The organism is Streptomyces sp. NRRL S-1813 (genome assembly GCF_000719605.1).
Classification (GTDB): Bacteria; Actinomycetota; Actinomycetes; order Streptomycetales; family Streptomycetaceae; genus Streptomyces; species Streptomyces decoyicus.
Genome location: NZ_JOHB01000008.1, coordinates 133,096 through 157,582 on the forward strand (window position 1 = coordinate 133,096; position 24,487 = coordinate 157,582).

Genomic DNA, 24,487 nt, shown 5'->3' on the forward strand with positions numbered 1-24,487 from the left:
AAGATGTGAGGGGAGACACACCATGGCCCATGCCCGCACGCCTCGCGGCAGGTGGATCGAGGAGGGCTTGCGGGTGCTCGCCGCCGGCGGTCCGGAGGCCGTACGGATCGAGTCGCTGGCGCAGTCCCTCAGCGTCAGCAAGGGCGGCTTCTACGGGTACTTCCGCAACCGGGACGCCTTGCTCGCGGAGATGCTCGACACGTGGGAGCGCGAGGTCACCGAGGCGGTGATCGAAGAGGTCGAGAGCGGCGGGGGAAATGCCCGGACCAAGCTGGACCGGCTGTTCACCCTCGTCGCTTCGCTCGGCGACGAAGCAGTGACGGGCACCGCCATCGACCTCGCGATCCGCGACTGGGCCCGGCGCGACGAGGACGTCGCGCGCCGCCTTCAACGCGTCGACAACCGGCGGATGGACTACCTGCGCTCACTGTTCGGCTCCTTCTGCCCCGACAAGGATGACGTCGAGGTCCGCTGCATGATCACCTTCTCGGTGCGGATCGGCAGCCACCTCATCGCCGCCGACCACGGCGGTCGCAGCCGGGCCGAAGTGATGGAGCTGACGAGGAAATGGCTCCTGCGGTAGCGCCTGCCGCCGGACGGGATTACGGTTCGGAGCCCTCAACCGGACGACGATCCATGCCGTCGAGCGGCGAGGCCGACGAGGGCCGGTGCGAGCCGGCGCCTGCCGGCACGAGCCGGTGCGGCCCGCAACCGGACACCCCTCTCTCCAACCCGTGGGGCAACTGCCGTAGCGCGCCTTGCCAGCGCCGCGGCAAAGCAGGATAAATGTGAATCATGAGCGGACATTCGGGGCGGTTCCGGCGCTGGCTGAGCCGCGCCCCCGGCCGTTCCGCAGCTCCGGGCGTGGCCCCTGCCGGGAACGGCACCGGCGACCAGCCGGACGAAGGTCCTGCGGGGGCCGGAGGTCCGCAGCACATACCGCCCTCGTTCCCCACCCGCAGCGTCGCCCAGGAAGTCTTCCTCCTCCAGCTGGTGCTCGTGGTGCTGCTGGTCGCGGCGGCAGTGGTGGCCATCGTCGTCCAGGCCCAGCGGGACACCATGACCGACGCCCGGCACCGGACGCTCGCCGCCGCTGAGTCCTTCGCGCACTCCTGGGGTCTCCAGGAGGCGCTGAACAGCGACAATCCGACCGCGAAGCTCCAGCCGCTCGCCGAGGCGGCCCGGAAGGCCTCCGGCGTCGACGCGATCATCGTGTACGAGCGCGACGGGATCACCCTCACCCACAGCGACCCGCGGCAGATCGGCAAGCACGTCATCGGCCCGTATGCCGAGGCTGCCCGGGGCAAGCCCTTCACCAGGACCTTCGAGGGCGCCCTGGGCCTCTCCGTGGTCTCTGCGGCCCCCGTCAAGGACTCCTCGGGCAAGGTCGTCGCCATCGTCGCCGCACCGGTCACCGTGGAGAAGGTGCAGAAATCGGTCAACCAGCAGCTGCCCATCTTCCTGGGCACCGCGGTCGGGGCGCTGGCGCTCGCCGGAGGCGGCGCGGGGCTGGTGAGCCGTCGGCTGCGCCGGCAGACCCACGGTCTGGGGCCGGCCGAGATGACCCGGATGTACGAGCATCACGATGCGGTCCTGCACGCGGTGCGGGAGGGTGTCCTCATCGTCGGCCGCGACGGGCGGCTGCTGTTGGCCAACGACGAGGCACGGCGTCTTCTGAACCTGCCGGCGGACGCGGAGGGCCGCCCTGTCGGCGACCTGGGGCTGGACCACCGCACCGCCGAGCTCCTGGCGTCGGACCGGATCGCCACCGACGAGGTGCACCTGGCGCAGGACAGACTGCTGGCCGTCAACAAGCGGTCGACCACCCCCTACGGAGCCCACCAGGGAAGCGTGGTGACCCTGCGCGACACCACCGAACTGAGGTGGCTGTCAGGGCGCGCCGAGGTGGCGCGGGAGCGGTTGCGGCTCCTCTACGACGCCGGGATGCGGATCGGCTCCACCCTGAATGTCGAGCGCACTGCCGAGGCACTGGCGCAGGTGGCGGTCCCCCGGTTCGCCGACATCGTCACCGTCGAGCTGCTGGATCCGGTCCTCAAAGGTGAGGAGCCGGCCGGGGCGGGTACCGAGCTGCGCCGGACGGCCATCGCCGGCCTGGCGCCGGACCATCCGCTCCACCCCGTCGGCGAGCTGATGGGGTTCGTCCCGGGCACCCCGGTGGCGGCGGGTGTGGACCAGGGCCGCTCCATGGTGGAGCCGGACCTGGCCGGCTCTTCCGGCTGGCGGTCCCAGGACCCGGAACGCGCCCGGCGCATCCTGGACCACGGGGTGCATTCCCTGGCGGTCGTACCGCTGCGCGCCCGGGGAGTGGTGCTGGGGCTGGTGGACTTCTGGCGGTCGGGGAGCTCCCCTCCGTTCGACGACGAGGACCTGTCCTTCGCCGAGGAACTGGCGGGGCGGGCCGCGGTGGGGATCGACAACGCCCGGCGCTACACCCGTGAGCGCACGATGGCGATGACGCTCCAGCGCAGCCTGATGCCCCGCGGCCTGCCCGACCAGGACGCCCTGGAGGTGGCGCACCGTTATCTCCCCGCCCAGGCAGGAGTGGGCGGGGACTGGTTCGACGTCATCCCGCTGCCCGGCGCCCGGGTGGCGCTGGTCATCGGCGACGTGGTCGGACACGGTCTGCACGCGGCGGCCACCATGGGCCGGTTGCGCATCGCCGTGCACAACTTCTCGGCCCTGGACCTCTCCCCCGACGAACTGCTGGGCCACCTGGATGAGCTGGTGACCCACATCGACGTCCAGGACGAGGACACCGACGACGGGCCGGCGATCACCGGCGCGACCTGTCTGTACGTCATTTACGACTCCGTCTCCGGCCGGATCACCGCGGCCACGGCCGGCCATCTGCCACCGGCCGTGGCCCACCCCGACGGGAGAGTGGAGTTCCTGCACGCGCCGGTCTCCCCGCCGCTCGGCCTGGGCGCCGGCCTGCCCTTCGAGACCGCCGAACTGGCGCTGCCGGAGGGATCCCGGCTGGTGCTCTACACGGACGGGCTGGTCGAGAACCGCAGCCACGACCTGGACGCCGGAATGGAGGCACTGCGGGCGGCCCTCACCGGACCGGACCGTACGCCGGAGGACACCTGCGCCACCGTCCTGCAATCGCTGCTGCCCGCCCGGTCCACCGACGACGTAGCACTGCTGGTGGCCCGGACCCGGCGGCTGGACCCGGCACACGTCGCCGAGTGGGACGTGTCCCGCGACCCGGCGGCGGTGAGCCCGGTCCGCAACGACTGCGCCCGCCAGTTGGCGGACTGGGGTCTGGAGCGCATCGCCTACGGCACCGAGCTCATCCTCAGCGAACTGATCACCAACGCCATTCGCTACGGCGCCGAGCCCATCCACGTGCGGCTCCTGCACACCCCCGGCACCCTGATCTCCGAGGTCTCCGACGGCAGCAGCACCTCCCCGCACATCCGCCAGGCGAAGGACACCGACGAAGAAGGCCGCGGCCTCTTCCTCGTCGCGCAGTTCGCCGAACACTGGGGCACCCGCTACTCCCCCAGGGGCAAGACGATCTGGGCCGCTCAGACGGTCGGCCCCGACGCCCTGCCCGCGGAAGAGGAGTCGCAGGAAGACCTTCTCAGCCGTTGGGACCACAGCGGGGAGTGGTGAGGCCATGGCGCGGCGCGCCCGGCGCACCGCGACCGGGTGCCCCACGCCCGGTGCCTCGGGACGGGCGTGGAGCCTCCTTCCGCGCGTGGCGCCTACTCGCCGCTGTGACCTGGCACGATCACCGTCTTGGCGGAGGCCCGCAAGGGGGCGGAGTACGCTGTTTTGGACCATTGCTGCACAGAGAATTCGGGCAGTGACACGTCGCGGCGGGGCGGCGTCAGGACCGTCTGCGTGCCAAGGTGTCGACGGCCCTGCGGGGTTGCCGAGGACGCCTGCTCGGCGGGACTGCGAGGCCCCGTCGGCGTTCTGCCCCCTCTCTGGGCGTGCGCCGTCCGTGGCAGCGGGGCCGCTGTACGGGCCACACGACCGCACCGTGCCATGGCTGCTCTGGTCCCTGTCCGCCACCCACTCGGCGGACCGCTCCCCCACCTGGTCCTGCTGGAGGCGTCGTGGCTACACATCATCGGGTCCGCGTGGGCGCTCTCCTTTGCTGTCTCGGCCTTACGGCGCTCGGTCTCGTCGGCTGCGAGGAAGGGAGAACCACCCGGCCGGTCGAGCCTTCCCGAGCCGGATCCGCCGCGGAGGTGGGCGGGATGGCGGCACTGATCAAGGCAGCGAAGCGGGAGGGCAGGCTCAACACCATCGCGCTGCCGCGCGAGTGGGCCAACTACAGCGGGCTGATCGACGGCTTCGAGAAGAAGTACGGCATCAAGGTCGGCATCGACAATCCGAGCGGCCACAGCCAGCAGGAGGTCGATGCCGTGAAGCGCTACCGTGGCCGAGAGCGCGCCCCCGACGTGCTCGACCTGGGGGATTCCTTCGCCCAGTCGGCGGCGCGGCAGGACCTGCTGGCCCCCTACCGGGCCGCACAGTTCGACCAGATCCCACCGGAGCAGAAGGATGCCAAGGCCCGCTGGTACAACAACTACGGCGGCTACGTCTCCATCGGCTGCGACGCCGCCCGCGTGCGGACCTGCCCCGCGTCCTTCGCAGATCTGCTCCAGCCGGAGTACAAGGGCATGGTCGCGATCCACGGCGAACCCACGACCGCGGGATCGGCCTTCGCCGCCGTGTACGCGGCGGCACTCGCCAACGGGGGGTCGTTCGACAACATCCAGCCAGGCATCGAATTCTTCGCCCGGCTCGACAAGGCAGGCAACTACAACCGGGCCGACCCCGACCCGGCCGCGATCGCCAAGGGCAGAACACCGATCAGCATCGAGTGGGACTACCTCAACCTCCAGCACATCGACCAGCTCCGCGGGACGGACGTGGACTGGAAGGTCTCCATTCCCTTCGACGGCAGCTTCTCGCAGTACTACGCGCAGGCGATCAACAAGGACGCCCCCCACCCGGCCGCGGCGCGACTGTGGCAGGAGTACCTCTTCAGCTCGGAAGGCCAGAACCTCCGCCTCGTGGACTATGCCCGCCCGGTGCTGATGGACGCCATGGCGAAGAACGGCACCCTCAACAAGACCTTGGCCGCCCGGCTGCCGACGGTCGAGGGCACACCACAGTTCCCGACCGAGACCCAGCTGAACAAGGCGGTGCGCACCGTCCATGAGAACTGGGCCAAGGCCGTCGGCGACTGATCCAGCATCACCGGCCCGGTCCGGCGATGACGAAGCCGATGACGCCATGGTGCTGGGCGGGGTGGACCGACGCTCTGCCATCTCGATGGTTGGCCGGCGCCCTGCCGGGACAGTCGTGCGGCGCCGCGTCTTGGGCTGACGGGTCACGACCGGCTTCCGGTGCTCAAGCAGCCGCAGGCACGTTCCCGGCCGCGCGACGGCGCTTCCCGTACGCGCTCAGCACGGCCAGCAGGGGCCCACAGGATCAGCGGCGCGGAGCAGAGAGAGAACCAGGCGGCCTCCCAGCCGCCGGCCCGGCTTGGCTAGTCGGCGGACAGGACGTCGCCCCGGAGCGTTGTTCCCCGGATCTCGGAGACGGGGAACAGGAGGGTGAACGGCACGGCGCAGGCGACGAGTTGCATCCGCCACTCCGACGACAGGCTCGTGGACGGCCCGCCATGCGGCACGGAGTCGTCCGGGGCGGGCGGCAACGGGTTCTTCGGTGTGACGGAGCAACTGCATGATCGGTCCTCGGTTCCGTGGGGCCAGGGCCGGCCCGTTCGGTAAATGAAGGTCCATTCAGGCAGGCCGCCCAGGATCGCTCCACGGGCTAACTCGCCTCCGCCGCACGGCCGATGGAGTGGTGGAGGGATGCGACCGAAGGATGACGGCCGCCGGCTGGAGCCGTCACGAAATTCTTCACCGAAGCCCTTCACCGAGGCCCGTCACCGAAGCCGCTCAGATTGCCTGCTGGAGGGTTCGACGGCCTGGTGCGGCTTGACCAGGTACCGCATCTGAGCGCCGACCCGATCGCCGTCAGCCGTCGGACGGTGCGTCGGTGATCTCGTCCAGAAGGTGCGGCCCGTTGTTGCGTACGCTGTTGACCGCGGTGGAGACGGCGCGGGCGTCCAAGTGTCCTGCGGCCGGGGCTGTGAGCAGTGCGCGGAGCTCGCCGGGGTCCTCGTGGGCAGGGTCGAGCCAGGCGCTCCAGTCGGCGGGGGCGATGGCCAGCGGCATCCGCGGGTGGACACGTCCGGCGGTGTCGGTGGCCTCGGTGGTGATGATCGTGCAGGTGGCCCACCACGCCCCCGGCGCATCGTCGTCGGAGACGTCGGGGGCGCGCCAGAACTCGTACAGGCCGGCGAGCGCCATGGCCTGGCCGTCCTCGGGGCTGATGAAGTACGGCTGCTTGCGGGCCTTGGTCGTCTCGGTCGCCGCGACCGCCTGCCATTCGTAGAAGCCGTCCGCCGGCAGCAGGCACCTGCGCTTGGCGAAGGCCCGCCGGTAGGCAGGCTTCTCCGCGACCGTCTCCACCCTGGCGTTGATCATCTTCGCGCCGGCACTCAGACTCTTCGCCCACGACGGCACCAGCCCCCAGCGCAGCGGCCGGAGCTGCCGGGTGACCTCGCCGGTGTCGCGCTCGACGCGCTCCAGCACCGACCACACGTCGTCGGTGGGGGCCACGTTCCAGCTCGGGTCGAGCACCAGGTCGGAATCCCAGCGTGTCACGTCGAACAGGTCGACCAGGTCCTGCGGACGGCGGGTGGAGACATATCGGCCGCACATATCGTCCACCCTGCCACACCACCGGTCATTACCACCGGTCATTGCCCGGTCATCCACGCCTCCGCCTGACATACAGGGCTGCCCGAGGAAGGGAAAGCGGGGTTGAGCCCGGTGGCGAATCGCCGGACGGCGCGGGGGGCGATGATGGCCGGGGATGGGCGACGAATCGGCGGCCCATCTGCCGGCGGTCCAAGACACACCTGTGCAGGCGCAGGGGTAGGCGCAGGTGTAGGCGCAGGTGCAGTTGCGGGGCCGGGATCAGCTCGGCGAGGCGGAGCACGTGCTCGCGCCGGAAGCGGCCTGTGCCGCTCGGCTCGGAACCCGGCCCGGCCACTGCCCGGCCGCATAGGACGACGCTCGCCGCCCAGGCACGGCGGCGGGCCCGCTTCCGCCTTCTGCGAGACCGGCAGCCTGAGCTGCCTGAGCTGATGGACACGGAAGCTCTCATGGTCCCTGCCCGCATTCGGCCGGAACACGTGGTCACGGCGGAGTGTCAACGCCCGGTCGGGCTGGGTGCCAAGGGGCCGACTCCGGGGCCAAGGACAACTCCGGGCCCAAGGGCGACTGCGGGCCCGGGGGCGGTGTCTTCCCTGGCTGCACGACCTGCCTGAGCTCGGCCCCCCGCACTCATCGGGCGGCCGAAGCCATCCGGGCGAGCACGGCGCGCAGCGCGGCGTTGAACCGTTCGGGGCGCTCCTGGTGCGGCATATGGCCGGCGCCGGCGATCACGCCGACCTCGGCGCCGGGCGTAAGGGCGGCGCAGGTCCGGGGCACTTCCACGGGGATTGCGGTGTCCAGCTCACCGTGGAGGTAGTGGACCGGCACCTGTAGCCCGGGCAGTGTCGGACGCGGGTCATAGACGTCGGCAGTGGCTTGGTGCTCGTCGATGTAGACACCGGAGTCGAGGATCTGACGGATCGTCCAGTCGATGAGCGCGGGCGCGGTGCCAGGCGCGTACCACCCCGGCACCCAGTCGGCGACCGTACCGGCCCGATCGCGGCGCAGAGCGGCCACGAGCTCCGCCTGAGTCTCCGACGACGGCCAGTACCCCGGCGCGCCCACGGGAACCACGCCGCCGGTCAACTCGGGCCTCCGCAGCGCCAGTTCCGTGGCGAAGGCCCCGCCGATCGACGAGCCGACGAGCACCGGCCGGTCCAGCCGCAGCGCGCCGATCAGCGTCACCAGGTCGCTGACCACCGCGGCGGTGGTGTTGCCACGGACCGGGCGGGCCGACCGCCCGCAGCCCCGCCAGTCGACGGTGACGACCCGATGGTCCCGGGTGAAATCGGGCAGCTGGGCGCCCCAGGTCCGGCCGCTGGTACCCCAGCCGTGCAGAAACAGCAGTGCCGGGCCAGCCCCCTCGTCCTCGTAATAGAGCGTGGTGTCGTTGACGTCCAGGCTGGGCATGGCGGTCCCCTCTGCCTCGTGGGCCCTTGCGGGCCGCGCGGTTCGTGATGTCCCCAGCCAACCGCGATCACCCCCGCCGGCCAATGAGCGATCCGCACCTACACTGATCGCGAACAGTGATCAATGGCGGTCACGGCGAACAGGGGGCGACCGGGGCCATGGAGCTGCGTCAGCTGCGCTATTTCCTCACCGTGGCGGAGGAACTGCACTTCGGCCGCGCCGCCGGGCGGCTGCACATCGCGCAGTCCGCGGTGAGCCAGCAACTCCGCCGGCTCGAACGCGAACTGGGTACCGAGCTGTTCGCCCGCTCCACCCGCGTCGTCCGGCTCACCGAGGCCGGCAACCGGCTCCTCCCGTACGCCAGGGAGATGCTCGCCCTCCAGGCACGCGCCCGCGAGGCCGTCGACGAACTACGCGCCGAACAGGCCGCGACGGTACGCCTCGGCACCAGCTCAGGGCTGGGTGTCCGGCTGGACGTCGTGCTCAGTGCGTTCGCCCGGCACACCGGCCGCGCGCAGTGCGAACTCGTCACCGGCAGCACCGAGGAGCGCCTGGCGCAGGTGCGGTCCGGTGACCTGGACGCCGCCCTGCTGCGCGGTGAACGGGCCGACCCTGAGCTGGAGTTCCTGCCGCTGTGGCAGGACGCGCTGGTGGCGGCGCTGCCCGCGGGCCACGAGCTGGCCGCGCGGGAGACCGTCGAACTGGCCCGGCTCGCGGAACTGCCGCTGCGGCTCTCCCCGCGCTCCCGCAACCCCGCGCTCCACGACCTGGTGATGCGCTCCTGCCGTACGGCTGGCTACGCGCCCGTCCTGGGCCCGGAGTTCACCAACGATCAGGACACCCTCGCCGCCATCGGCCACGGCAAGCCGTCCTGGACGGTCTTCTACGCCCCGCACGCCGACCAGCTCCCCGTCCCCGGCGTGGTGTTCCGTCCCCTGAGCGGGCCGGCCCTCGTCATGCGGACCTACCTTGCGGTACGGAACGGCCCGCCCCGGGCCGCGCTGCGTGCCCTGATCGAAGCCTGCTATGAGGCCGTCGACGGCGACGCGGAACCTAACCGATGTCGGGCTCGGCCCGTACCTCGATCCGGTCCCCCGTCCGCTCCATCTCCAGGACGACGAGCTCGTTCCGCCCCCGCCGCCACAAGTGGCTCGGCGCGTACAGGGTGACCTGCGGCCCGAGGGACCAGTACCGGCCGAGCGCGAACCCGTTGAGCCACACCATGCCCTTGTCCCAGCCCGGAAAGGCGAGGAAGCCGTCGGCGGGGGTGTCGACATGGATCCGGGCCCGGTGGAACGCGGGGCCGGTCGGTGTGTCTCCGCTGCCGAATTTCAGAGCCGAGAGGTTGTCCAGAGGCAGTCGGCGGATCTCCCAGTCACTCAGTTCCTCGTCGCCGAGGAGGACCTTGCCGCTGATTCCCTTGGGGTCGTTGAAGCTCCGGCCGAAGTTGACCCGACCGGTGGGGTCGACCAGGAGGTCGAGGGTGCTGGACGCGCCCGCCCCGGTGAAATCGACGGTGTGGTCCGGCTGGTTGCGGTCGAAGGTGCCGATGCGCTTGCCGTCGCCGAACACCAGCGCACGGTCGCCCAGGCCCGTGACCCTCAGGCCCTTGGCCCCCTGCGGCCCCCGCACCCGGGTGCGGTAGTGAATCAGTCCGTACGACTGCCCGACTGCCTCCATGTGCACGGGAGTTGTATGCCGCACCGGAGTGCTGCTCAGCGCGTCGAGCATGTCCATCAACGGCACCGACTCCCGGACGGCGACCCTCTGGGCAGGCATGCGGCGCGGCGTGGCCGGCAGGGGCGCGCGTGGCAAGGTGGTGTACTTGGCCAGCACGTCACGCACCTTGTGGAATTTCTCGGTGAGTTCGCCGGACTCGCTGATCGGTGAGTTGTAGTCGTAGCTGGTGACGGTGGGCTGGTAGCCGCTGTCGCTCAGGTTGGCACCCGCGGACCAACCGAAGTTCGTTCCGCCCACCGCCATATAGAAGTTGATGGACGCTCCCGCATCGAGGAGCTTCTCCACGTCGGCGGCGGTCCGCGCCGGGTCGGTGGTGTGGTGCTCTTCTCCCCAGTGGTCGAACCAGCCGTCCCAGAACTCCGTGCAGAACAGGGGCTTGTCCGGCTGGAATTTGCGCAGCTCCGCGAAGGGGCCGGTGGGGTCTCCGGCGAAGTTGACGGTGGACAGGAGATCGGGGAGGCTGCCGGCGTTCAGCGCTTCCTGGGTGGCCCCGTTGGAGCAGAACAGCAGGCTGTCCACGCCCTGTGCCCGCATGGTGTCCCGCAGATGTTCCAGGTGCGCATGGTCGTCGTCGTAGCTGCCGTACTCGTTCTCGACCTGCATGGCGATGATGGGCCCACCACGTGTGGCTTGCAGATCGACGAACCGGGGCAGCAGTTCGGCGAACCAGGCGTCGACCGCTCGCTCGTAGGCGGGGTCGGAGCGGCGCAGTGGCGCATCCTTGTCCTTGAGGAGCCAGGCCGGGAGGCCGCCGAAGTCCCATTCCGCGCAGATGTACGGTCCCGGCCGCACGATCACCTTGAGCCCGACCTCGTCCGCGGTCCGTACGAAGGAGGCAACATCGCGCCATCCGGTGAAGTCGGCCTTCTCCTCATGCGGTTGGTGGAAGTTCCAGGCGACGTAGGTCTCCACCGTGTTCAGCCCCATGGCCCGCATCCGCAGCAACCGGTCCCGCCAGTCCTTGGGATGCGTCCGGAAGTAGTGGAAGGCACCCGAGAGGATCCGGAACGGCTCGTCGTCCAGCAGGAATTCGTTCCCGCGGATGGTCAGCCCTCGCGGGCTCTCGGCCTGGGCGAGGGTCATACGGCCACCGCCCAGGGCGATCCCCACGGACGCTCCCCCCACCATGGCCGCACTCAGAAATCTCCGTCGGCTGAACTGCGTCATGTCTGCTCTCCTCGACTCGACCGGCCGTCACTCAAGGTTCGAACATGTTCAGTGGTGCGCGCTTCTGTGCATTGAGAGTGTTATGTAGAACAGAAACGAGCACAAGGGTTCGTGACCGAGCACGGTGAACCGGCCGGTGGGGACAGAAAGGTACGGACGTGCGGTGCGCCGGCCGGGCCGGCCGGGCCGGCCGATGGACGCCGCCTCCCCCACCAAGGACCGGGAAAACACCGCCTCGCGCCACTGACGAAGCGGTTGTGAACGGTCTGCCAGTCACCGAACTCCGGCGGCGTCTCCCGCCATTGACTGCCCGAGCGGAACTTCCAGAGCACGCTTCCAGATCACGCCCTCGAACTGCTGCCGCAGATGCTCCGGATACGGGCTGCGGGCCGCGGGCCGGACCTGCCGATTTGGCAGGAACTGCTGCTCGGTCAACTCCTGCTCAGCGTCCGCGCGTTCGGTCCGCGCTATACCAGGCTTCTACCAGCCACCAACGGTCACCGGAGGAGACGTCCGACATCTTGATCACGGCTCAAGGCAGGCCCTGGCTTCAGAGCCGTACCGGAGCGCTCGGGTGCACCTCGCGCTCGATGCGCGGCATGATCTCGGGCACATAGATCTTCTGGATGGCTTCGCCGGCATCGTGGGTCTCCCAGTGCTCCCGAGTCGCCCAGCGCTCGACCAGGACGAAACGGGCCGGATCCTCCTGCGAGTGGTACGCCTCCCAACGGACACAGCCGTCCTCGGCAAGGCACAGCGGGCGCATTCGGGCCAGGGCGTCAGCGACCGGAGTGATGTCTTCGACCTTGGGAACGTGCACGATGACGATGAGGTCGAACATCACTACTCCTTGCAATGTGCATGCGTGTCAGCTAGCGGCAGGCAGGCTACAGCTGAGGTCGGAGGAGCGGGTTCGGGCCGGAGCGAGCTGCCAGGGGGCGAGTGATCGTGGCCCTTACGCCGACCGCGATTCGGGGTGGCTCCTGGCCTGCCGCGACAGCCCGAACTGGGGCTGTGATCTTCGAAGCTCGCCCCATGGTGGCTGCCCAGGTCCTGTCTTGATCACGGCTCAAGACACAACCTGGGACGCGTATCGAAAGTGCTTTCAGGGCAGTGCTCGGCCTGCTCCGCTACGGTGCAGTCATGGCGAATTTCGTACTGGTTGCAGGCGCGCGGCTCGGGGCGTGGGCGTGGGACGAGGTGGTGCCGTATCTGCGTGCGGCCGGCCACGGCGCTCACCCGTTGACGCTGTCCGGTCTTGCCGACAAGCGGGGCGTGCCGGCCGGGCAGCAGACCCACGTCCAGGACATCGTTGACGAGGTCGAACGCCAGGATCTGCGCGACGTCGTCCTGGTAGGTCACAGCTACTCGGGCATCCCGGTTGGCCAGGCCGCGGAGCGGATCGGCGACCGGCTGGCCCGCGTGGTCTTCGTTGACTCCAGCGTTCCGACCGATGGCGAGCCGTTCGTCTCCGCCTGGCCGGACGGCGGGGCGATGGTGAAGGCATCGATCGCCGAGAACGGAGGATTTTGGCCGCTCGTGCCCGCAGCCCACTTCGACGGCCAGGGCCTCACCGATGAGCAGATCACACGAATCGTGGGTGGCTCGACGCCGCACCCGGGCGCCACGCTGACCGAACCCGCCGTGCTGGCACAGCCACTCGGCGAGCTTCCGGCGACGTACATCGCTTGCCTGCTCGCCGGGGCCGAGCCCGACGACGACGTGGCCGAGCTGCTGACCAGCAATCACTGGCAGATGGTCGAGATGAACACCGGCCACTGGCCGATGTTCTCCCAGCCGCGCGAACTGGCGCAGATCTTCCTCGATGCAGCCGGGGAGTGAATGCAAGGGTTCTGGCTCCCCGCCGGACTCCATGACCCCCTGATGGGAAAACACGCTGGCATGGGGAGGGCGGCGGAAACCGCTGACATTGGGCCGTGTGGTCGCATCTGCACAGTTCGGCTGGGAGCCTGGGCAGCGCGATGCGGCCGGCGGCCGACTCTAGGAAGTGCCCTTCAGGCGCAGGGGCTGCACGATGCGGTGGTCGATCTCGTGCCCGAGCGACTGCCCGGTGACATGCTCGACGAGCAGCCCGAGGGCGACGTGTGGTGTTGGAGTACTCCCAGACCGTGCCGGGGGCGGGCCTGTTCTGCATGTCGGCGACGAGCGCGATCAGCTGACGCGGGGTGTGCGTGGCCCTCTGCGCATCCCGTAACGGGTCGGGCTTCTTCAGCAGCACGTCGGTGTAGTTGGCCAGGCCGCTGGTGTGATCGAGCAACTGCCGCACGGTGATGTGGTCGCCATGGGGAACCACACCGGGCAGCTGCGGCTCGATGTCGTCATCGATGCCTACCTTGCCCTGGGCCACAAGCTGAAGTACGACGGTGGCCACGAAACTCTTCGTCACACTCCCGGCCCGAAACCGGTCCCCGGCGTGGGCAGCACGCCCACTGCCCAGATCTGCTGTCCCACTGCTGCCACGCCACACCCCACGCCCGTCCCGCACCTCGGCCACGGCTCCGGGCACTCCGGCGCTGACGGTGGCGTCGAGGGCCTGCTGGAGCGCGGTCCGATCGGCACCGACGCCGGATGCGCGGTCGCCATGGCTGGAGTGCCGGCGAGGGCCAGCAGAGCGGCGGTGGCAACAAGCACGGAGGCGGCGATGACCTTGCGGTGCGACACGGGACGGCGGCCTCATCTCTACTTGGAGCGGCTGGAGTTGGCTTCAGCGTAGGCCGGTGGAAGCACGTCGACGCTCACGAGCAGGGATGAGTGCTGGGCCTCGCTTCCCTAAGGGGGACCCTGACGTCCGCCGGCGCCACACGGGGAGCCTCCGGTCCGAATCAGGCACGGCTCAGAGCTTCTGTCTGATGCGTCGGTTCCGGTGCCGGTGACGGTGACGGCATGTGGTCTGGATCGCTCTCACCGTGTGCCCTCCGGGCTGCTCGCGCACGTCATGAGAACGCGGACCGTCGAACAAGCGGATCTATACCTGAGACCAATGCGGCGAGCGACGCCTCGTCTCCGCCCTGGGCCGCCGCGGCGAGGAGTCGGCGCCCCGGCCAGAGTGTGGCCGACAGGTACGGAGGCGATCCGCCGGTGACCGCCGAAACGTGTGGACGGCCTTCGCACCCTCCGGCGGCATCCGCACAAAGGGCCAGCCGATTTGCCTCATCCACCGTGCGCCTGTCCCACGGCTGGTGGCACAGGCACTTAAATATCGGAGCGTGACTACAGAGCCGAAAAGCTTCAGGATCTTGTTGGTCCCCGAACACGTCGAGGACAGTGGCGGCGCCTCCGTGGAGGACTCAGCCGTGCGATCAGCGGTCGTCGAGGCGACGGGCGAGACGGGCGCCTCGGGCTACCCCCGCTACGCCGGGAACGGGATCGTGGCCGACATCGACCCCAGTACTCGCACGGTCGAGGCGGTGCTCGTCGATGGTTCAGAGCTGGACTACGGGCTGACTGTGAGGGTCACTTCCTAGGTGCTGTCTCTCCGGTCATGACCGAGAGACGGAACCTGGCTGTACGGCGACAGCACCTTGCTGTACGAGGTCATGACGTCGGCATGGTTGCTCATCGGACAGCGGCGAGGCCGTTGAGCAGGTGGCCGAGCTCTGTCGGCGCCTGGATGTGGGCCAGGTGCCCCTGACCGGGAAGGACGTGGACTTCGGCACGGGTGACGCGCTGCCGGACGTCGTCGAACGACGTTCCGTAGGGAGCCGTTCCGTGATTGCACTGGCCGATGATCAGGTCGACACGGTCCGCCTGTCGTGCCATCTCCTCCGGTGGCGGCGCCGAGTTGAGCGCGACGAGCTCGGCGTGCGCCGGCCTTGGGTTGCCTGGGTTGCGATCAGCATCTGGATCCGAAGCCTGCGAACCTCCAGATGATCACGGTTCAAGGCACTCCCTAACGGGCGGCCGGCGCACCGGGCGGAGCGCTGAAATCCGCGAGATTGCGGAGATATGACAGACCGGGGCGACCCGAAAGCTGTCTCTCGCCGACGACGGCGAACCCTGAGCGGGACAGCACGGCCCGCGATGCCGCATTGTCGAGCGTGGTCGCGGCACGCAGGATGGTCAGCCCGTAGCTGTTGGCAGCGAGGGCGCACAGCTCCCGCACGGCCCAGGTGGCCAGCCCCCGGCCCGCGGCACGCTCTGCGATCCGATACCCGAGTTCGGCGCCGCCATCCGCCACATCCACGAGATTGACCCGCCCCAGCACCTCACCTTCGGCGCCGACCAGCACGTGGAAGTAACAGACACCAGCCTCTTGCTCGGCAAGCAGGGCACGGATCCGCTCGTCGAACCGAGCGAAGTAGTCATCGCCTCGGTCAGGGACGGACACGGCGAAGTAAGCGCGGTTCTCCTGCTCGAAGGCGAGTAGCGCGGGAGCGTGGCCTGGACGGAGCAGCTGCATCTCGGGCATGAACAGGAATATAGGCAACCCAGCCGTCGCCTGGTCCTTATTTTGTGGCAGCCCCTCACTCCACCACTCCGCAGTGTGATCACGATCGGAGACGGGCCCTAGGTTCGCACCCTCCTGACTGGGAGCACTCGCAATCTGGTCCAACAACCCCTGCGGGACCGGATCGGTGACGGGGTGGCCGACCTGTTCCAGCCGGCCTTCTCCACCACCACCCCCACCGACGCCACGGCCGCGCTGGTGGCGCTGATGGACGCGGTCAGCCCGTACTACCGCTTCCGGTGGCAGACGCTCTGCGGAATTCCCCGGATCCGGTTGGAGGGCACGGACCGGGACTGGCGTCCGCCAGGCGGCACGGGTGCGGGAGCTGGAGGGGTGTGCGCGTACTTCTTCACCAACTTGCTGTTTGACGTCGAAGGACTCTCCCAAGGCATTCTGACCACCGCGTTCGATCCCGACCACCCGATGCCATGGGTCGATCCGCGTGACATCGGCGATGTGGTCGCGGCCCGGCTGCTGAGCGACACCTGGCAGGGCCGGCTGGTGCAGGCCGTCCACGGGCCGGAAGACCTCACCTTCCACCAGGTCGCGCAGACCCTCACCGAGGCGCTCGGACGCCCGGTCCGGCTCGACCTCGTCAGCGACGACGGGGTGCGGGATGCGCTGCGCGCGGCCGGGCTGCCTCCATCAGCGGTGGAGGGCATCGTGGGAATGACCGCTGGGTCGCGCGACCTGGTGCCCGAGCAGGCGCGCGACCTGCTCACCACCACCCCCACCCGACTCAGTGGGTGGGCTCACGCCCATCTGCGTCCGCTGTTGGGAAGGTGACAAACGCGCGGTGACAAACGCACGGTCACGGGCGCGCGGTGACGGGTGCCGCGGACTGCGCGAGTTCACTCACGTAGCGGCGGGAGCAGTGCCCAGCCACCCCGCCGCCCCGTTGAATGGGAAGGCGCAAGCCCACAGTCGCCCCGAGCGCCCCGAGCGGCCCGTAGGACGGGGCCGGCCGACCGATGAGCCAAGCGTCCAGTCCACCGACCACGACCGGAACAGTCGAGCAGTGCCTTGCCGTCCAGTGGCGGCATCCGCAGCCCCCGTGCCATGGTCGCCTCTGCGTCGGAGGGCAGCGTGGTCAGCATTGCCTGATCGCTAGGATGCCGAGGTGAGCAGTGCGATATCGCGTGAGCAGAGCAAGAAACGGCCGCGAGAGCCGAGACCGGCGTGGGGTTGGCGGGTCAGCGGGGTGATCCTTGGTCTCGTGCTCACGCTTGTCGGCGCCGGAGCTGTCTTCCTCAACGGTGTCCAGGGTGTGCAGGCCACCGGTCTGGTGGGCACGCGCGGCACCTTCACGGTCGATTACTGCATCGACACCAATCCCAGCAGGAAGAATTCCGACTACGAGTGCGGCGGCGACTTTACCCCTCGTGGCGGGACTGCCGACGACGCGTGGAGTGGAAGGCTCGAGAACGCGGACGACTATGCGGCCGGCGAGAAGCGTGCCGTGGTCGAGTCCTGGGTGGGCAGCGAGGGGCACTTCCGGGAGGTCGGTGTCGGGGCGGCCTTGGGCTCTGTTGTGTGGTTCGGCATCGGACTGGTGATCCTGGCGATGGGCGCCTTCCAGGTGCGCAAATGGGTGAAGAGCTTCGCCAGGTAGGGCTTGTTGCCGACAGCGAGCGCGACGACAACTCAGTGTCGGCCGGCCGGCTCGCCATGGCCCTGCCAGGGGCGGGCGAGCGTGATCAGCGCTACCGCGGAGAGAAGGGCAAAGCCCAACAGCACGACGGCCGTTGACACGGCGGTGGTGCCGCCCATGTGGTGCCTCGATCGTGCCGTCACCGACCTCCGGACGCAGCGTGCCGTCGCGAGTGTCTTCGGCCTGAGCGGTCGACGCGTAGTACGCCTCGTACGTCGCGTCCCACGCGGCGGAACCGGCCGCGCCCGCGCGGCACTCGTGACCTGTCAACATCGCTCAACGGCCGCGCTGTTGAGCGTCGACGCTCAGAGCTCCTGACGCAACGTGAGCCAAAGACGGCGCCGGCGGGTCATCGAGCCGGGCCCGGGGCGCTGCCATCCGGCAGTGTCGGGCCCATGGCCGGTGCGGTGGTGGCGCTTGCTCAGGAGTCCGTCGGGGGAATGAGGTTGTCGAGTGCCTCGGCGCAGTCCTGGGCGACCTGGGCCGAGCGCGGCAGGTGCCGTTGCCGACCATGCGCGCGAGGGCGGGATGGCGGGTGTCGCAGTCGTCGAAACCGGTCTCGACGAAGGTGACACCGGTGTAGCCGGGTGTGGCGTCCGACAGGGCTGGGCGGATGCGCGACCAGGCGCCGTCGGCGCCGACCACCAAGTCGGCGTCCTCCGTGGTGCCATCGTCGAGGAGCAGGCGCCAGGCGTTCCTTGGAGGCCAGGGCGTACCGACCGCCCGAAGCCAACGCCCACCGCCGTCGGGATACCTCAACCCAACGGCATAGCGCAGCCCACGACAGCCGTCACGGCCCCTCTTAACCCGCACCCTCAAAAAGTCTCTAGCGGGACATGCCCGACATTTAAAGGCAGCTCTCATTGTGCAATATGAACCGTAGCAGTTCCGAGATTATGGGCGCCTTCATCTTCGGCACACGCGACCCGGGCGGTGACTCGCTATGCGATCGCCTGCAAACAAGTCGCTCTCTGTCCACTGGTGCACTCCACTGGAACAAAGCCGTCGGAATTATAGCCAGCGATACCCGGCACCATTGGTGGGCTCAGCGTTGCCGTAAAGGGCAGCACTGTCAGCTGGTCGATTGATTACGGCGACGCCTCAATGTCAAGTGGGTGCAGGTCCAGCGGCAAGGTGAAGGCGTTCAACGGCAAGGTATACACACTCGGTATGTGCGACGCCTACACCGCAGCGCGGACATTTTTGGTGACACGCTTTACACCTTGGGAGCCGTGTCGACCGAGCTGGATCCAGTAAATTTTAACGTCATTTCCCATTCCACCCCAGGCGGTAGATTGAACAGCGGGATTCGCATGTTCAACAACACCCTGTAGTTCCTTGAGCCAATCGGCTCGAAAATGGGCACCGGTGTCGTAGCCGTGAATGTGGATAGAGGTAAACGGCTATGGGTGAGATACCGATTCCGTCGGCAGCTACCTGATCCTCGGGCCCCCCGCGGCGACACAACCGAGAACGAGGTGCCGGTCTTGCCGTCCCGCCCTTGCGGCGAGAGCCGACCGGTTGACGCCCTGAGCCATGGAGGCAACCGGGGCTCACCCCACCCCTCCGACTCTCAGGCCCGCGGTCCCCCAGACCCGGCAGTGGCCCGCCTGCGCACGCCTCCCGGACATCTGGGACATCAGGTGAATTTACCTCTTGTCCGAAATTAGGTGGTTGCGTGTATCGTCCTAGAGGCAGTTCCCGCAAGTGATGGAACGGGGAGACATGATGAAGAAGATCATCGCGATAGTTTTCGCCACCGCACTGTTCGGCGCCGGAGGCGCCGGCATCGCCTCCGCGGCCCCCGCGTCGCAGGAGCCTCCGCCGGGCCATGACACCGTCACCACGACGTTCCACTGCCCTGCCCCGCGCGGCACCTTCACGATCACGGCGGACCCGTGGGTGATGGGTCAGTACGAGTGGCATTACGGCGGGCACGGCTGCACGTACTCTTCGTAGTCACCTCTCAGTCACCCTCCTCGCAGCCACCGGACCCCCGCGGTCACCCTCACTCTCTCGTCACGGTCATCTGCTCGTCGGGGCCCCTGTGGCCACCTGGCCCGACCCGGTCAGTAGAGTCCTGTCGTGGCACGGAGGGGGGACCTGCGATGACGGACATCGACGCGGTGGTGGCACGGTTGCGCCAACTGCCGGAAGTCTCCGGTGGGTTGGTGGAGTTGGAACCGGGGATCGACGACGCCCGGATGGACTCCTGGCCGGTTCCGGTGCCGGCAGAGATCCGCGTGCTGTTCCGCTCCGTCGGCGGCATCCGGATCACCGTGCGTCGTTCCGTGGTGAACGGACATACCTCGGCCGAGCACGTCGACTTCACCGAATCCTTCAACAACGGTGAGTACCTCGGGCACGACATCAGCTGGTACCTGGAGCACGCCGGTGGTCCGGGCAGCCACTGGTTCGTCCATCTGGATCACGGCGACGGGCACTTCTATGTCGACGTCGACCGGGAGACCGGTGCCTGGGGCCCGGTCTTCCAGTTCTGGGACGCCACCGACACCCGCCGGCTGGCGCTCTCGCTCCCCGACTGGCTCCAACGGTTGGGTGACTGCGTGCACCAAGCCGTGGCGGAGGCCGGCACGGACGACACCAATGCCTTCGGGAGGGCGTTCACCGACCGGTGGTGTGAGCCCGCAGAAGATGCGGTACCTGTCGCGCCCGTCCGTGCCACCGACGCCAGGTCGGGCGAAGACCCGGTGCTGCGCGACGCGGCGGCCGGATTGCCGGACGACGCTCTCCTCGCGGATCTGCGACCGGTCACCGGAGTTGCCGAGGTGCTGTTCGACCTCCCGGTGAGTTGCCGTTACGCACGGCGCCACGGCGGGGCCGTCCTGACCGCGGTGCAGTGGGACGGCGAATAGGCCGTGCCCTGAAAACCTCCACGGAACCCTCTCCACGGACGCGCAGACGCATGGACGCATGGACTCGCCGACGCGCGGTCGGAACCGGACGGCGGCCGCACCCCGCGCCTGACGTAGCGGACTTGGCGTCGCGATGGATGTCACTGCCGTCGATACGGCCGCTGCTCTCCGCGTTGGCCAGCGGCGTCTCACAGTGGGGGCAGTACCAGGAAACCGAATGTCCTTGGTAGATGAGCCCCTTGTCCCACATGGTCTTGAACGCCTACATTTCGTCGGATTTCCGCGCTTCCACCGTCTCGTGGAAGATGCCGTGGCGTTCCCAGTAATCCAGCACATCGAGTTCGACGTCCGGAAAGTGTGGTCTCGCGGGTACGTTGTCGGACCCGGCCTCGGGACAGACGCACACGGAACGGGATGCCGGGCGAACGCCGTTGGCGCCCCCCGAAGGCCCGCCCCTTCCTCACCGATCAGCCGCGTGAACAACGCTCCTGGTCAACACGGCTAGCGCGCGCCGGGCGGAATCTCCCGGTTCCAGGGCTCCTCAGAAACCCACCGGAAACGGACCCGGACACTCCCGGACACTCCCGGGCGCTTTCCGGCCATTGGCCGGCACAATTGTCCCGAATGGTCATGGATACGGTAGGAAAGGTGCCGGTCCGCGGAACTTCCCCAACCGGTACCGGAGGAAGTGCATGAAGGGCATGGACGGTACGTGCACGAGGGTCGGCCAGCCGCAGCGGCAGCACGGCCGGGCCCCCTGCCTCCCGCACTGATTCCGCAAAGCTCCCGCACGCCGCACCACGCCACCAGCGCTCCGCGCAACAGCGATGCGTGGTGACCGAATGACGCATTTCCCTTGAGCGCAGCGGCCGCCTGCTCCACCCCTCCGGCGCTCCCGAGCCCTTTCGGGTGTTCACGACCTATTCCAGTACCGACGGGAGTCATTCCAGTGCTGACGGGGGTCGTACCAGTGCTGACGGGGGCTCATTCCACTGTTCTCGGAAACGGAGACCATGATGCGAAGACATATCCGTGCCGCGGTGGCGGTTGTCGCGACCGCGTTCCTCACCCCCCTGCTGACGGCGAGCCCGGCGCCGGCCGCACCGGCGCGGCCCACCGACGGCTCCCGCACGCCCGCGGACTGCCGGCCCGCCCTCCAGGTCCTGGCTTCCCTGCCCGGTTCAGGAGGCAGCCAGGTCAAGGGACTTGGGCCGAACGCCTTGGCCGTGGGGTCATCACACGAGCTGCCCGTGTACTGGACCGGTACACGGGTACACCGCGTACCGCTGCCCGCCGGATTCACCGGCGGTGAGGTCGCGGCCGTCAATGCGAAAGGGCTGATGGTCGGGTCCCTGCATGCCCTGGGCCGTACCGCGGCGTTCAGCTTCCGCGCCGGGGCCCGCACAGTGACGCTGCTGCCGGAAGGGACGCACGCGGCGGACGTCAACGACCGGGGCCTGATCGTCGGAGACGGGGTCAAGGGCGGCGCCCTCATCGGTCTCGAATGGGACGGCGCCCGGATCCACCGCAGGCTCGCGCCGCCGGCCGGATACTCGCTCACCTCGGTGACCGCCCTCAACAACGCCGGGCAGATCGCCGGTTCCGGCGAAGCCGTCAAGGACGAGGAATCGTGGTCGGCGGGTCTCTTCTGGTCCGCCCGGAGCAGCGACGCGGCCGTACCGCTCCAGCGGTTCTGGCCCGCGGGGGTGCCCTACGACTACTGGTACCCGCGGGACATCGACCGCACCGGACGGATCGTGGGCACCCACGACTTCACACGGCTGGACACCCGGACCCCCACTCAGTGGCTTCCGCCGTACACGACCGAGAACGAACCGGGACTGCTCGGGGAGCGCACCAGCGGCACCTTCGAGGCCATCAGCCCCACCACCAACGTAAGTGTGGGCACCGCTCTGGACAGCAACGTGGTCGGACCGTTCCCGCCGGAGACGGCGCCCCCGGCACAGGCCCAGATCTGGCCGGGTACGGGCCCCCTGCTGGCGCTGCCCCGGCTCTCCCCGAAGGGCGTCTCCGAGGCGTATGCCGTCAGCGACGACCAACGCGTCGGCGGCTCCGCGGTCGACGCCGCGTCGACTCCCCGTGCCGTCGTCTGGACCTGTGCCCTGCGGCAGGCATACCGGCCCTGATCTCCCGATGCCGGTATGCCCCCTCCGGTGCCGTACGTGACAGCCGGGAGCGTCCCGGCGGATGGTCCCGAACCCCCTACTCGAAGGCCTTCAGGGTGTCCTCCCCCTGGGTCCACAGGACACCGAGCCTCTGACGTGTCAGGAGCCAGCCGTTCGGACCCCGGCGGAATTCCCAGTCATAGGGGCCGCCCATCGAGTAGGGGGAGGCGGCCTTCCCGGCTTCGGTGACAGCGACGAACCACATGTAGCCGATGCCGGTTGCCCGGTCGCCCGCTATGTCGAAGTGCGTGTTCAGGAGGTGATGCTGCATGGTCGGGTAGGCCGATTCCGCAGCTTCCACCGTCGCGCGGATCGCGTGCTTGCCGTAGGTCTTCTCCCATGGCCCGAACTCCAGCACCGCGTCATCCGCCCAGCATTCGATCCAGGTCTGCCAGTCCTTCTGGTCCAGTGCCCGCCACCCCTGGGTCATGAGGGCACGCAGGGCTTCCTTGTCCTCCAGGTCCCGCAGTCTTCGCACGAGGCTGTCGTAGTCGGCGGCAGTGGGCGGCATTCCTGCTCCTCTCCTCCCGGGGTGGGTCACTGGGGGCTTGCGGTGGGACGGACGACGATTTCGTTCACGTCGACCTGCGGCGGCTGCGAAACGGCGTAGGCGATGGCCTCCGCGATGGCTGCGGCGGGCAGTGCCACGGCGCGGTAGGCCTTCATCGCTTCCCTGGCCGCAGGGTCGGAGATGCTGTCCGCGAGTTCGGACTCGGTCACGCCGGGAGAGACGAGGGTGACCCGGATGTCCCCGGCGGACTCCTGGCGCAGTCCTTCGGAGATCGCACGGACGGCGAATTTGGTGGCGCAATAGACGGCGGCGGTGGGCGAGACCTCGTACGCGCCGACGGAGGCGATGTTCACGAAGTGCCCGCCGCCCTGTGCGCGCATCACTGGCAAGGCGGCGGCGATGCCGTGCAGGACTCCCCGCACGTTCACGTCGATCATGCGGTCCCACTCGTCGATCTTGAGCGCTCCCAGCGGGGAGAGGGGCATCAGACCGGCGTTGTTCACGAGGGCGTCGATCCGGCCGTACTCGCACACCGCCGCGTCGATGAACGCGTGCATGTCTGCGGCGTCGGTGACATCCAGCTTTCCGAAGGCGGCGGTGCCGCCCGCCTCCGTGATCTCCTCGACCAGTCGCTCCAGTCGGGCGGTGCGACGCGCGCCGAGAAAGACCCGGTGACCGTCCGCCGCCAGACGGCGTGCGGTCGCCTCACCGATGCCGCTGCTCGCACCGGTGATCGCTACAGCCTTGGTGATGTGTGCCATGGCTTTCCTCCTTGAAGAGAACGAAGTGCCCGCCCGCGGTGGAACACACCGTCACGGGCTTCTCAGCTCTCCGGAGTCTGGGCGGCGGCGAAAGAACCAGCCAGGCCAGTCTGTGCCTGGGTGTGGCGCACCCAGGAACACGGCCCTGGGCCGATCCAGCCTGAAATGCTCACCCCAGCAACGCTCTTGGAGTCTTTCCTGCGCGCGCAACAAGGCCGCGAGCACAGCCCGTCCCCTCCCCGGCCCACAGATCCTCGATGCGGTCAGCGGCGCCCTGCGCCCGCATCACGCGGCACGTGACCATCGGCACCGGCTGGCGCGGCAAACGCCCAGTGCTGGAGTTGTCCGCCCTGCCCAGTGAGCCAGGTGCCATCGCCGAGCGGGGTCACCTCCTCGCTGACCGATCCCGGGTATCGCAGTCGGCCGAGTGGTTGGAGTGTCACCGCCTCGAACAGCCAATGGCAGACCTCTGGCGCACGTCCCTGCGAGTGCATCGTGCCAGTGACCAGCACATGTTCCGCATCGAGGACGTAGGCCTCGTCGAACTCGTCGTAGTCAGGGTCGGTGGCGAGCTCCTCGAGATCGAACAACGCGACCTGTTCACCCGTGGTCGCATCGTGCAGGGCGAGTTCGTCGCAGTCGTCCTGGTACGCGATGCTCTCAGCGCGCCGCATCGTCAACACCTGAGCCGCCCCCGGCAGCGAACCGCTCACCTCCCGCATCGCCGCTCCCCCGCGGATACCCAACTTGTCGCTATGCGGATCGATCCACCAGGTCGACCAGCTGTACCAGGCGCTCCAGCACGACAGGACAAGCGTGGCGGGGTACTGCCGTCAGCGTCCACGGCACGGACCGCCGCGCCCTCGGCGATGACGAAGCTGCCGTCGGGCGCCAAGGCCGCCTTGGCCTGCGGCGGGAGGCGCAGCGCATACGACGCGGACCGC

At 68.9% G+C, this 24,487-nt stretch carries 24 protein-coding genes and 1 pseudogene; 12 read left to right on the plus strand and 13 right to left on the minus strand.

The window, feature by feature from the left end; translation table 11 throughout:
* The first annotated feature begins 22 nt into the window (after window positions 1-22).
* From IF67_RS0114690 to IF67_RS0114700, 3 genes are all read left to right on the plus strand, one after another.
* A complete protein-coding gene (locus IF67_RS0114690; protein WP_030985771.1) occupies window positions 23-583 on the plus strand; it encodes a TetR/AcrR family transcriptional regulator in 561 nt (186 codons plus the stop codon).
* Between the two features lie 212 nt (window positions 584-795).
* A complete protein-coding gene (locus IF67_RS0114695; RefSeq protein ID WP_078889437.1) occupies window positions 796-3,639 on the plus strand; it encodes a SpoIIE family protein phosphatase/ATP-binding protein in 2,844 nt (947 codons plus the stop codon).
* A 593-nt stretch (window positions 3,640-4,232) separates the two neighbouring features.
* Window positions 4,233-5,231, plus strand: a complete 999-nt coding sequence (locus IF67_RS0114700) for an ABC transporter substrate-binding protein (RefSeq protein WP_078889438.1) — start codon at window positions 4,233-4,235, stop codon at window positions 5,229-5,231.
* Window positions 5,232-6,026: 795 nt separating this feature from the next.
* Here the strand turns inward: IF67_RS0114700 and IF67_RS0114710 are convergent.
* Complete coding sequence (locus IF67_RS0114710; protein WP_030985774.1) at window positions 6,027-6,776, minus strand: SOS response-associated peptidase; 750 nt, start codon at window positions 6,774-6,776, stop codon at window positions 6,027-6,029.
* A gap of 627 nt (window positions 6,777-7,403) precedes the next feature.
* Window positions 7,404-8,183: an alpha/beta fold hydrolase gene (locus tag IF67_RS0114715; protein ID WP_030985775.1), complete on the minus strand. Its 780-nt coding sequence runs from the start codon at window positions 8,181-8,183 to the stop codon at window positions 7,404-7,406.
* Window positions 8,184-8,341: 158 nt separating this feature from the next.
* Here IF67_RS0114715 and IF67_RS41485 point away from each other — a divergent pair, with 158 nt between their 5' ends.
* On the plus strand, window positions 8,342-9,352 hold the full coding sequence (locus IF67_RS41485; RefSeq protein ID WP_234341101.1) for a LysR family transcriptional regulator: 1,011 nt from the start codon (window positions 8,342-8,344) through the stop codon (window positions 9,350-9,352).
* Here the strand turns inward: IF67_RS41485 and IF67_RS0114725 are convergent.
* The 4 genes from IF67_RS0114725 to IF67_RS0114730 form a co-directional block, all read right to left on the minus strand.
* Complete coding sequence (locus IF67_RS0114725; protein WP_030985777.1) at window positions 9,237-11,090, minus strand: glycoside hydrolase family 35 protein; 1,854 nt, start codon at window positions 11,088-11,090, stop codon at window positions 9,237-9,239. The two genes, IF67_RS41485 and IF67_RS0114725, sit on opposite strands and share 116 nt — an antisense overlap.
* Before the next feature lie 80 nt (window positions 11,091-11,170).
* A complete protein-coding gene (locus IF67_RS46255) occupies window positions 11,171-11,422 on the minus strand; it encodes a transposase (protein WP_078889439.1) in 252 nt (83 codons plus the stop codon).
* The gene (locus IF67_RS43725; protein ID WP_158713095.1) at window positions 11,364-11,525 is read right to left on the minus strand and encodes a hypothetical protein; all 162 of its coding nucleotides are present in this window, start codon (window positions 11,523-11,525) and stop codon (window positions 11,364-11,366) included. Before IF67_RS43725 ends, IF67_RS46255 begins: the two co-directional genes overlap by 59 nt.
* A 115-nt stretch (window positions 11,526-11,640) precedes the next feature.
* Window positions 11,641-11,931, minus strand: a complete 291-nt coding sequence (locus tag IF67_RS0114730) for a putative quinol monooxygenase (protein ID WP_030985779.1) — start codon at window positions 11,929-11,931, stop codon at window positions 11,641-11,643.
* Window positions 11,932-12,233: 302 nt separating this feature from the next.
* Here IF67_RS0114730 and IF67_RS0114735 point away from each other — a divergent pair, with 302 nt between their 5' ends.
* Window positions 12,234-12,932 carry an alpha/beta fold hydrolase gene (locus tag IF67_RS0114735; protein ID WP_030985781.1) on the plus strand — a complete coding sequence of 233 codons (699 nt, stop codon included), beginning with the start codon at window positions 12,234-12,236 and terminating at the stop codon, window positions 12,930-12,932.
* 322 nt (window positions 12,933-13,254) lie between these two features.
* On the opposite strand, the pseudogene IF67_RS46260 reads toward IF67_RS0114735, so the two are convergent.
* A pseudogene (locus IF67_RS46260) lies at window positions 13,255-13,788 on the minus strand (serine hydrolase domain-containing protein); the annotation flags it as partial.
* A 529-nt stretch (window positions 13,789-14,317) separates the two neighbouring features.
* On the opposite strand from IF67_RS46260, the gene IF67_RS0114745 reads away from it, so the two are divergent.
* Entirely contained in the window at window positions 14,318-14,575 is a 258-nt protein-coding gene (locus IF67_RS0114745) for a hypothetical protein (RefSeq protein ID WP_030985785.1), read from the plus strand.
* A 91-nt stretch (window positions 14,576-14,666) separates the two neighbouring features.
* Here IF67_RS0114745 and IF67_RS39165 read toward each other — a convergent pair whose 3' ends face one another.
* Both IF67_RS39165 and IF67_RS0114755 read right to left on the minus strand, forming a co-directional pair.
* Complete coding sequence (locus IF67_RS39165) at window positions 14,667-14,870, minus strand: hypothetical protein (protein ID WP_030985786.1); 204 nt, start codon at window positions 14,868-14,870, stop codon at window positions 14,667-14,669.
* Window positions 14,871-15,000: 130 nt separating this feature from the next.
* The gene (locus IF67_RS0114755) at window positions 15,001-15,519 is read right to left on the minus strand and encodes a GNAT family N-acetyltransferase (RefSeq protein ID WP_037839371.1); all 519 of its coding nucleotides are present in this window, start codon (window positions 15,517-15,519) and stop codon (window positions 15,001-15,003) included.
* 174 nt (window positions 15,520-15,693) lie between these two features.
* Between IF67_RS0114755 and IF67_RS44920 the strand changes: the two genes are divergently transcribed.
* The 5 genes from IF67_RS44920 (at window position 15,694) to IF67_RS0114780 (ending at window position 20,085) form a co-directional block, all read left to right on the plus strand.
* The gene (locus tag IF67_RS44920; protein WP_051818060.1) at window positions 15,694-16,344 is read left to right on the plus strand and encodes a DUF4419 domain-containing protein; all 651 of its coding nucleotides are present in this window, start codon (window positions 15,694-15,696) and stop codon (window positions 16,342-16,344) included.
* A gap of 430 nt (window positions 16,345-16,774) precedes the next feature.
* Complete coding sequence (locus IF67_RS0114765; RefSeq protein WP_030985792.1) at window positions 16,775-17,170, plus strand: hypothetical protein; 396 nt, start codon at window positions 16,775-16,777, stop codon at window positions 17,168-17,170.
* Window positions 17,146-17,307, plus strand: coding sequence for a hypothetical protein (locus tag IF67_RS43730; protein WP_158713096.1), 162 nt, complete (start codon window positions 17,146-17,148; stop codon window positions 17,305-17,307). The genes IF67_RS0114765 and IF67_RS43730 overlap by 25 nt, the downstream gene beginning before the upstream one ends.
* Before the next feature lie 1,627 nt (window positions 17,308-18,934).
* Window positions 18,935-19,168: a hypothetical protein gene (locus IF67_RS0114775; RefSeq protein WP_030985794.1), complete on the plus strand. Its 234-nt coding sequence runs from the start codon at window positions 18,935-18,937 to the stop codon at window positions 19,166-19,168.
* A gap of 149 nt (window positions 19,169-19,317) precedes the next feature.
* Window positions 19,318-20,085, plus strand: a complete 768-nt coding sequence (locus IF67_RS0114780) for a hypothetical protein (RefSeq protein WP_030985796.1) — start codon at window positions 19,318-19,320, stop codon at window positions 20,083-20,085.
* On the opposite strand, the gene IF67_RS46265 is transcribed toward IF67_RS0114780, so the two are convergent.
* The gene (locus IF67_RS46265; protein ID WP_420708661.1) at window positions 19,982-20,335 is read right to left on the minus strand and encodes a hypothetical protein; all 354 of its coding nucleotides are present in this window, start codon (window positions 20,333-20,335) and stop codon (window positions 19,982-19,984) included. The genes IF67_RS0114780 and IF67_RS46265 overlap by 104 nt on opposite strands.
* A gap of 763 nt (window positions 20,336-21,098) precedes the next feature.
* Between IF67_RS46265 and IF67_RS0114790 the strand changes: the two genes are divergently transcribed.
* Complete coding sequence (locus IF67_RS0114790; protein WP_158713097.1) at window positions 21,099-22,232, plus strand: hypothetical protein; 1,134 nt, start codon at window positions 21,099-21,101, stop codon at window positions 22,230-22,232.
* A gap of 76 nt (window positions 22,233-22,308) precedes the next feature.
* Here IF67_RS0114790 and IF67_RS0114795 read toward each other — a convergent pair whose 3' ends face one another.
* From IF67_RS0114795 to IF67_RS0114805, 3 genes are all read right to left on the minus strand, one after another.
* Window positions 22,309-22,782 (minus strand): nuclear transport factor 2 family protein, encoded by a 474-nt coding sequence (locus IF67_RS0114795; protein ID WP_030985800.1) that lies wholly within the window; start codon window positions 22,780-22,782, stop codon window positions 22,309-22,311.
* Window positions 22,783-22,808: 26 nt separating this feature from the next.
* Window positions 22,809-23,543, minus strand: coding sequence for an SDR family oxidoreductase (locus IF67_RS0114800; RefSeq protein WP_030985802.1), 735 nt, complete (start codon window positions 23,541-23,543; stop codon window positions 22,809-22,811).
* Window positions 23,544-23,806: 263 nt separating this feature from the next.
* Window positions 23,807-24,265, minus strand: a complete 459-nt coding sequence (locus IF67_RS0114805) for a hypothetical protein (RefSeq protein ID WP_030985805.1) — start codon at window positions 24,263-24,265, stop codon at window positions 23,807-23,809.
* Between the last annotated feature and the right edge of the window lie 222 nt (window positions 24,266-24,487).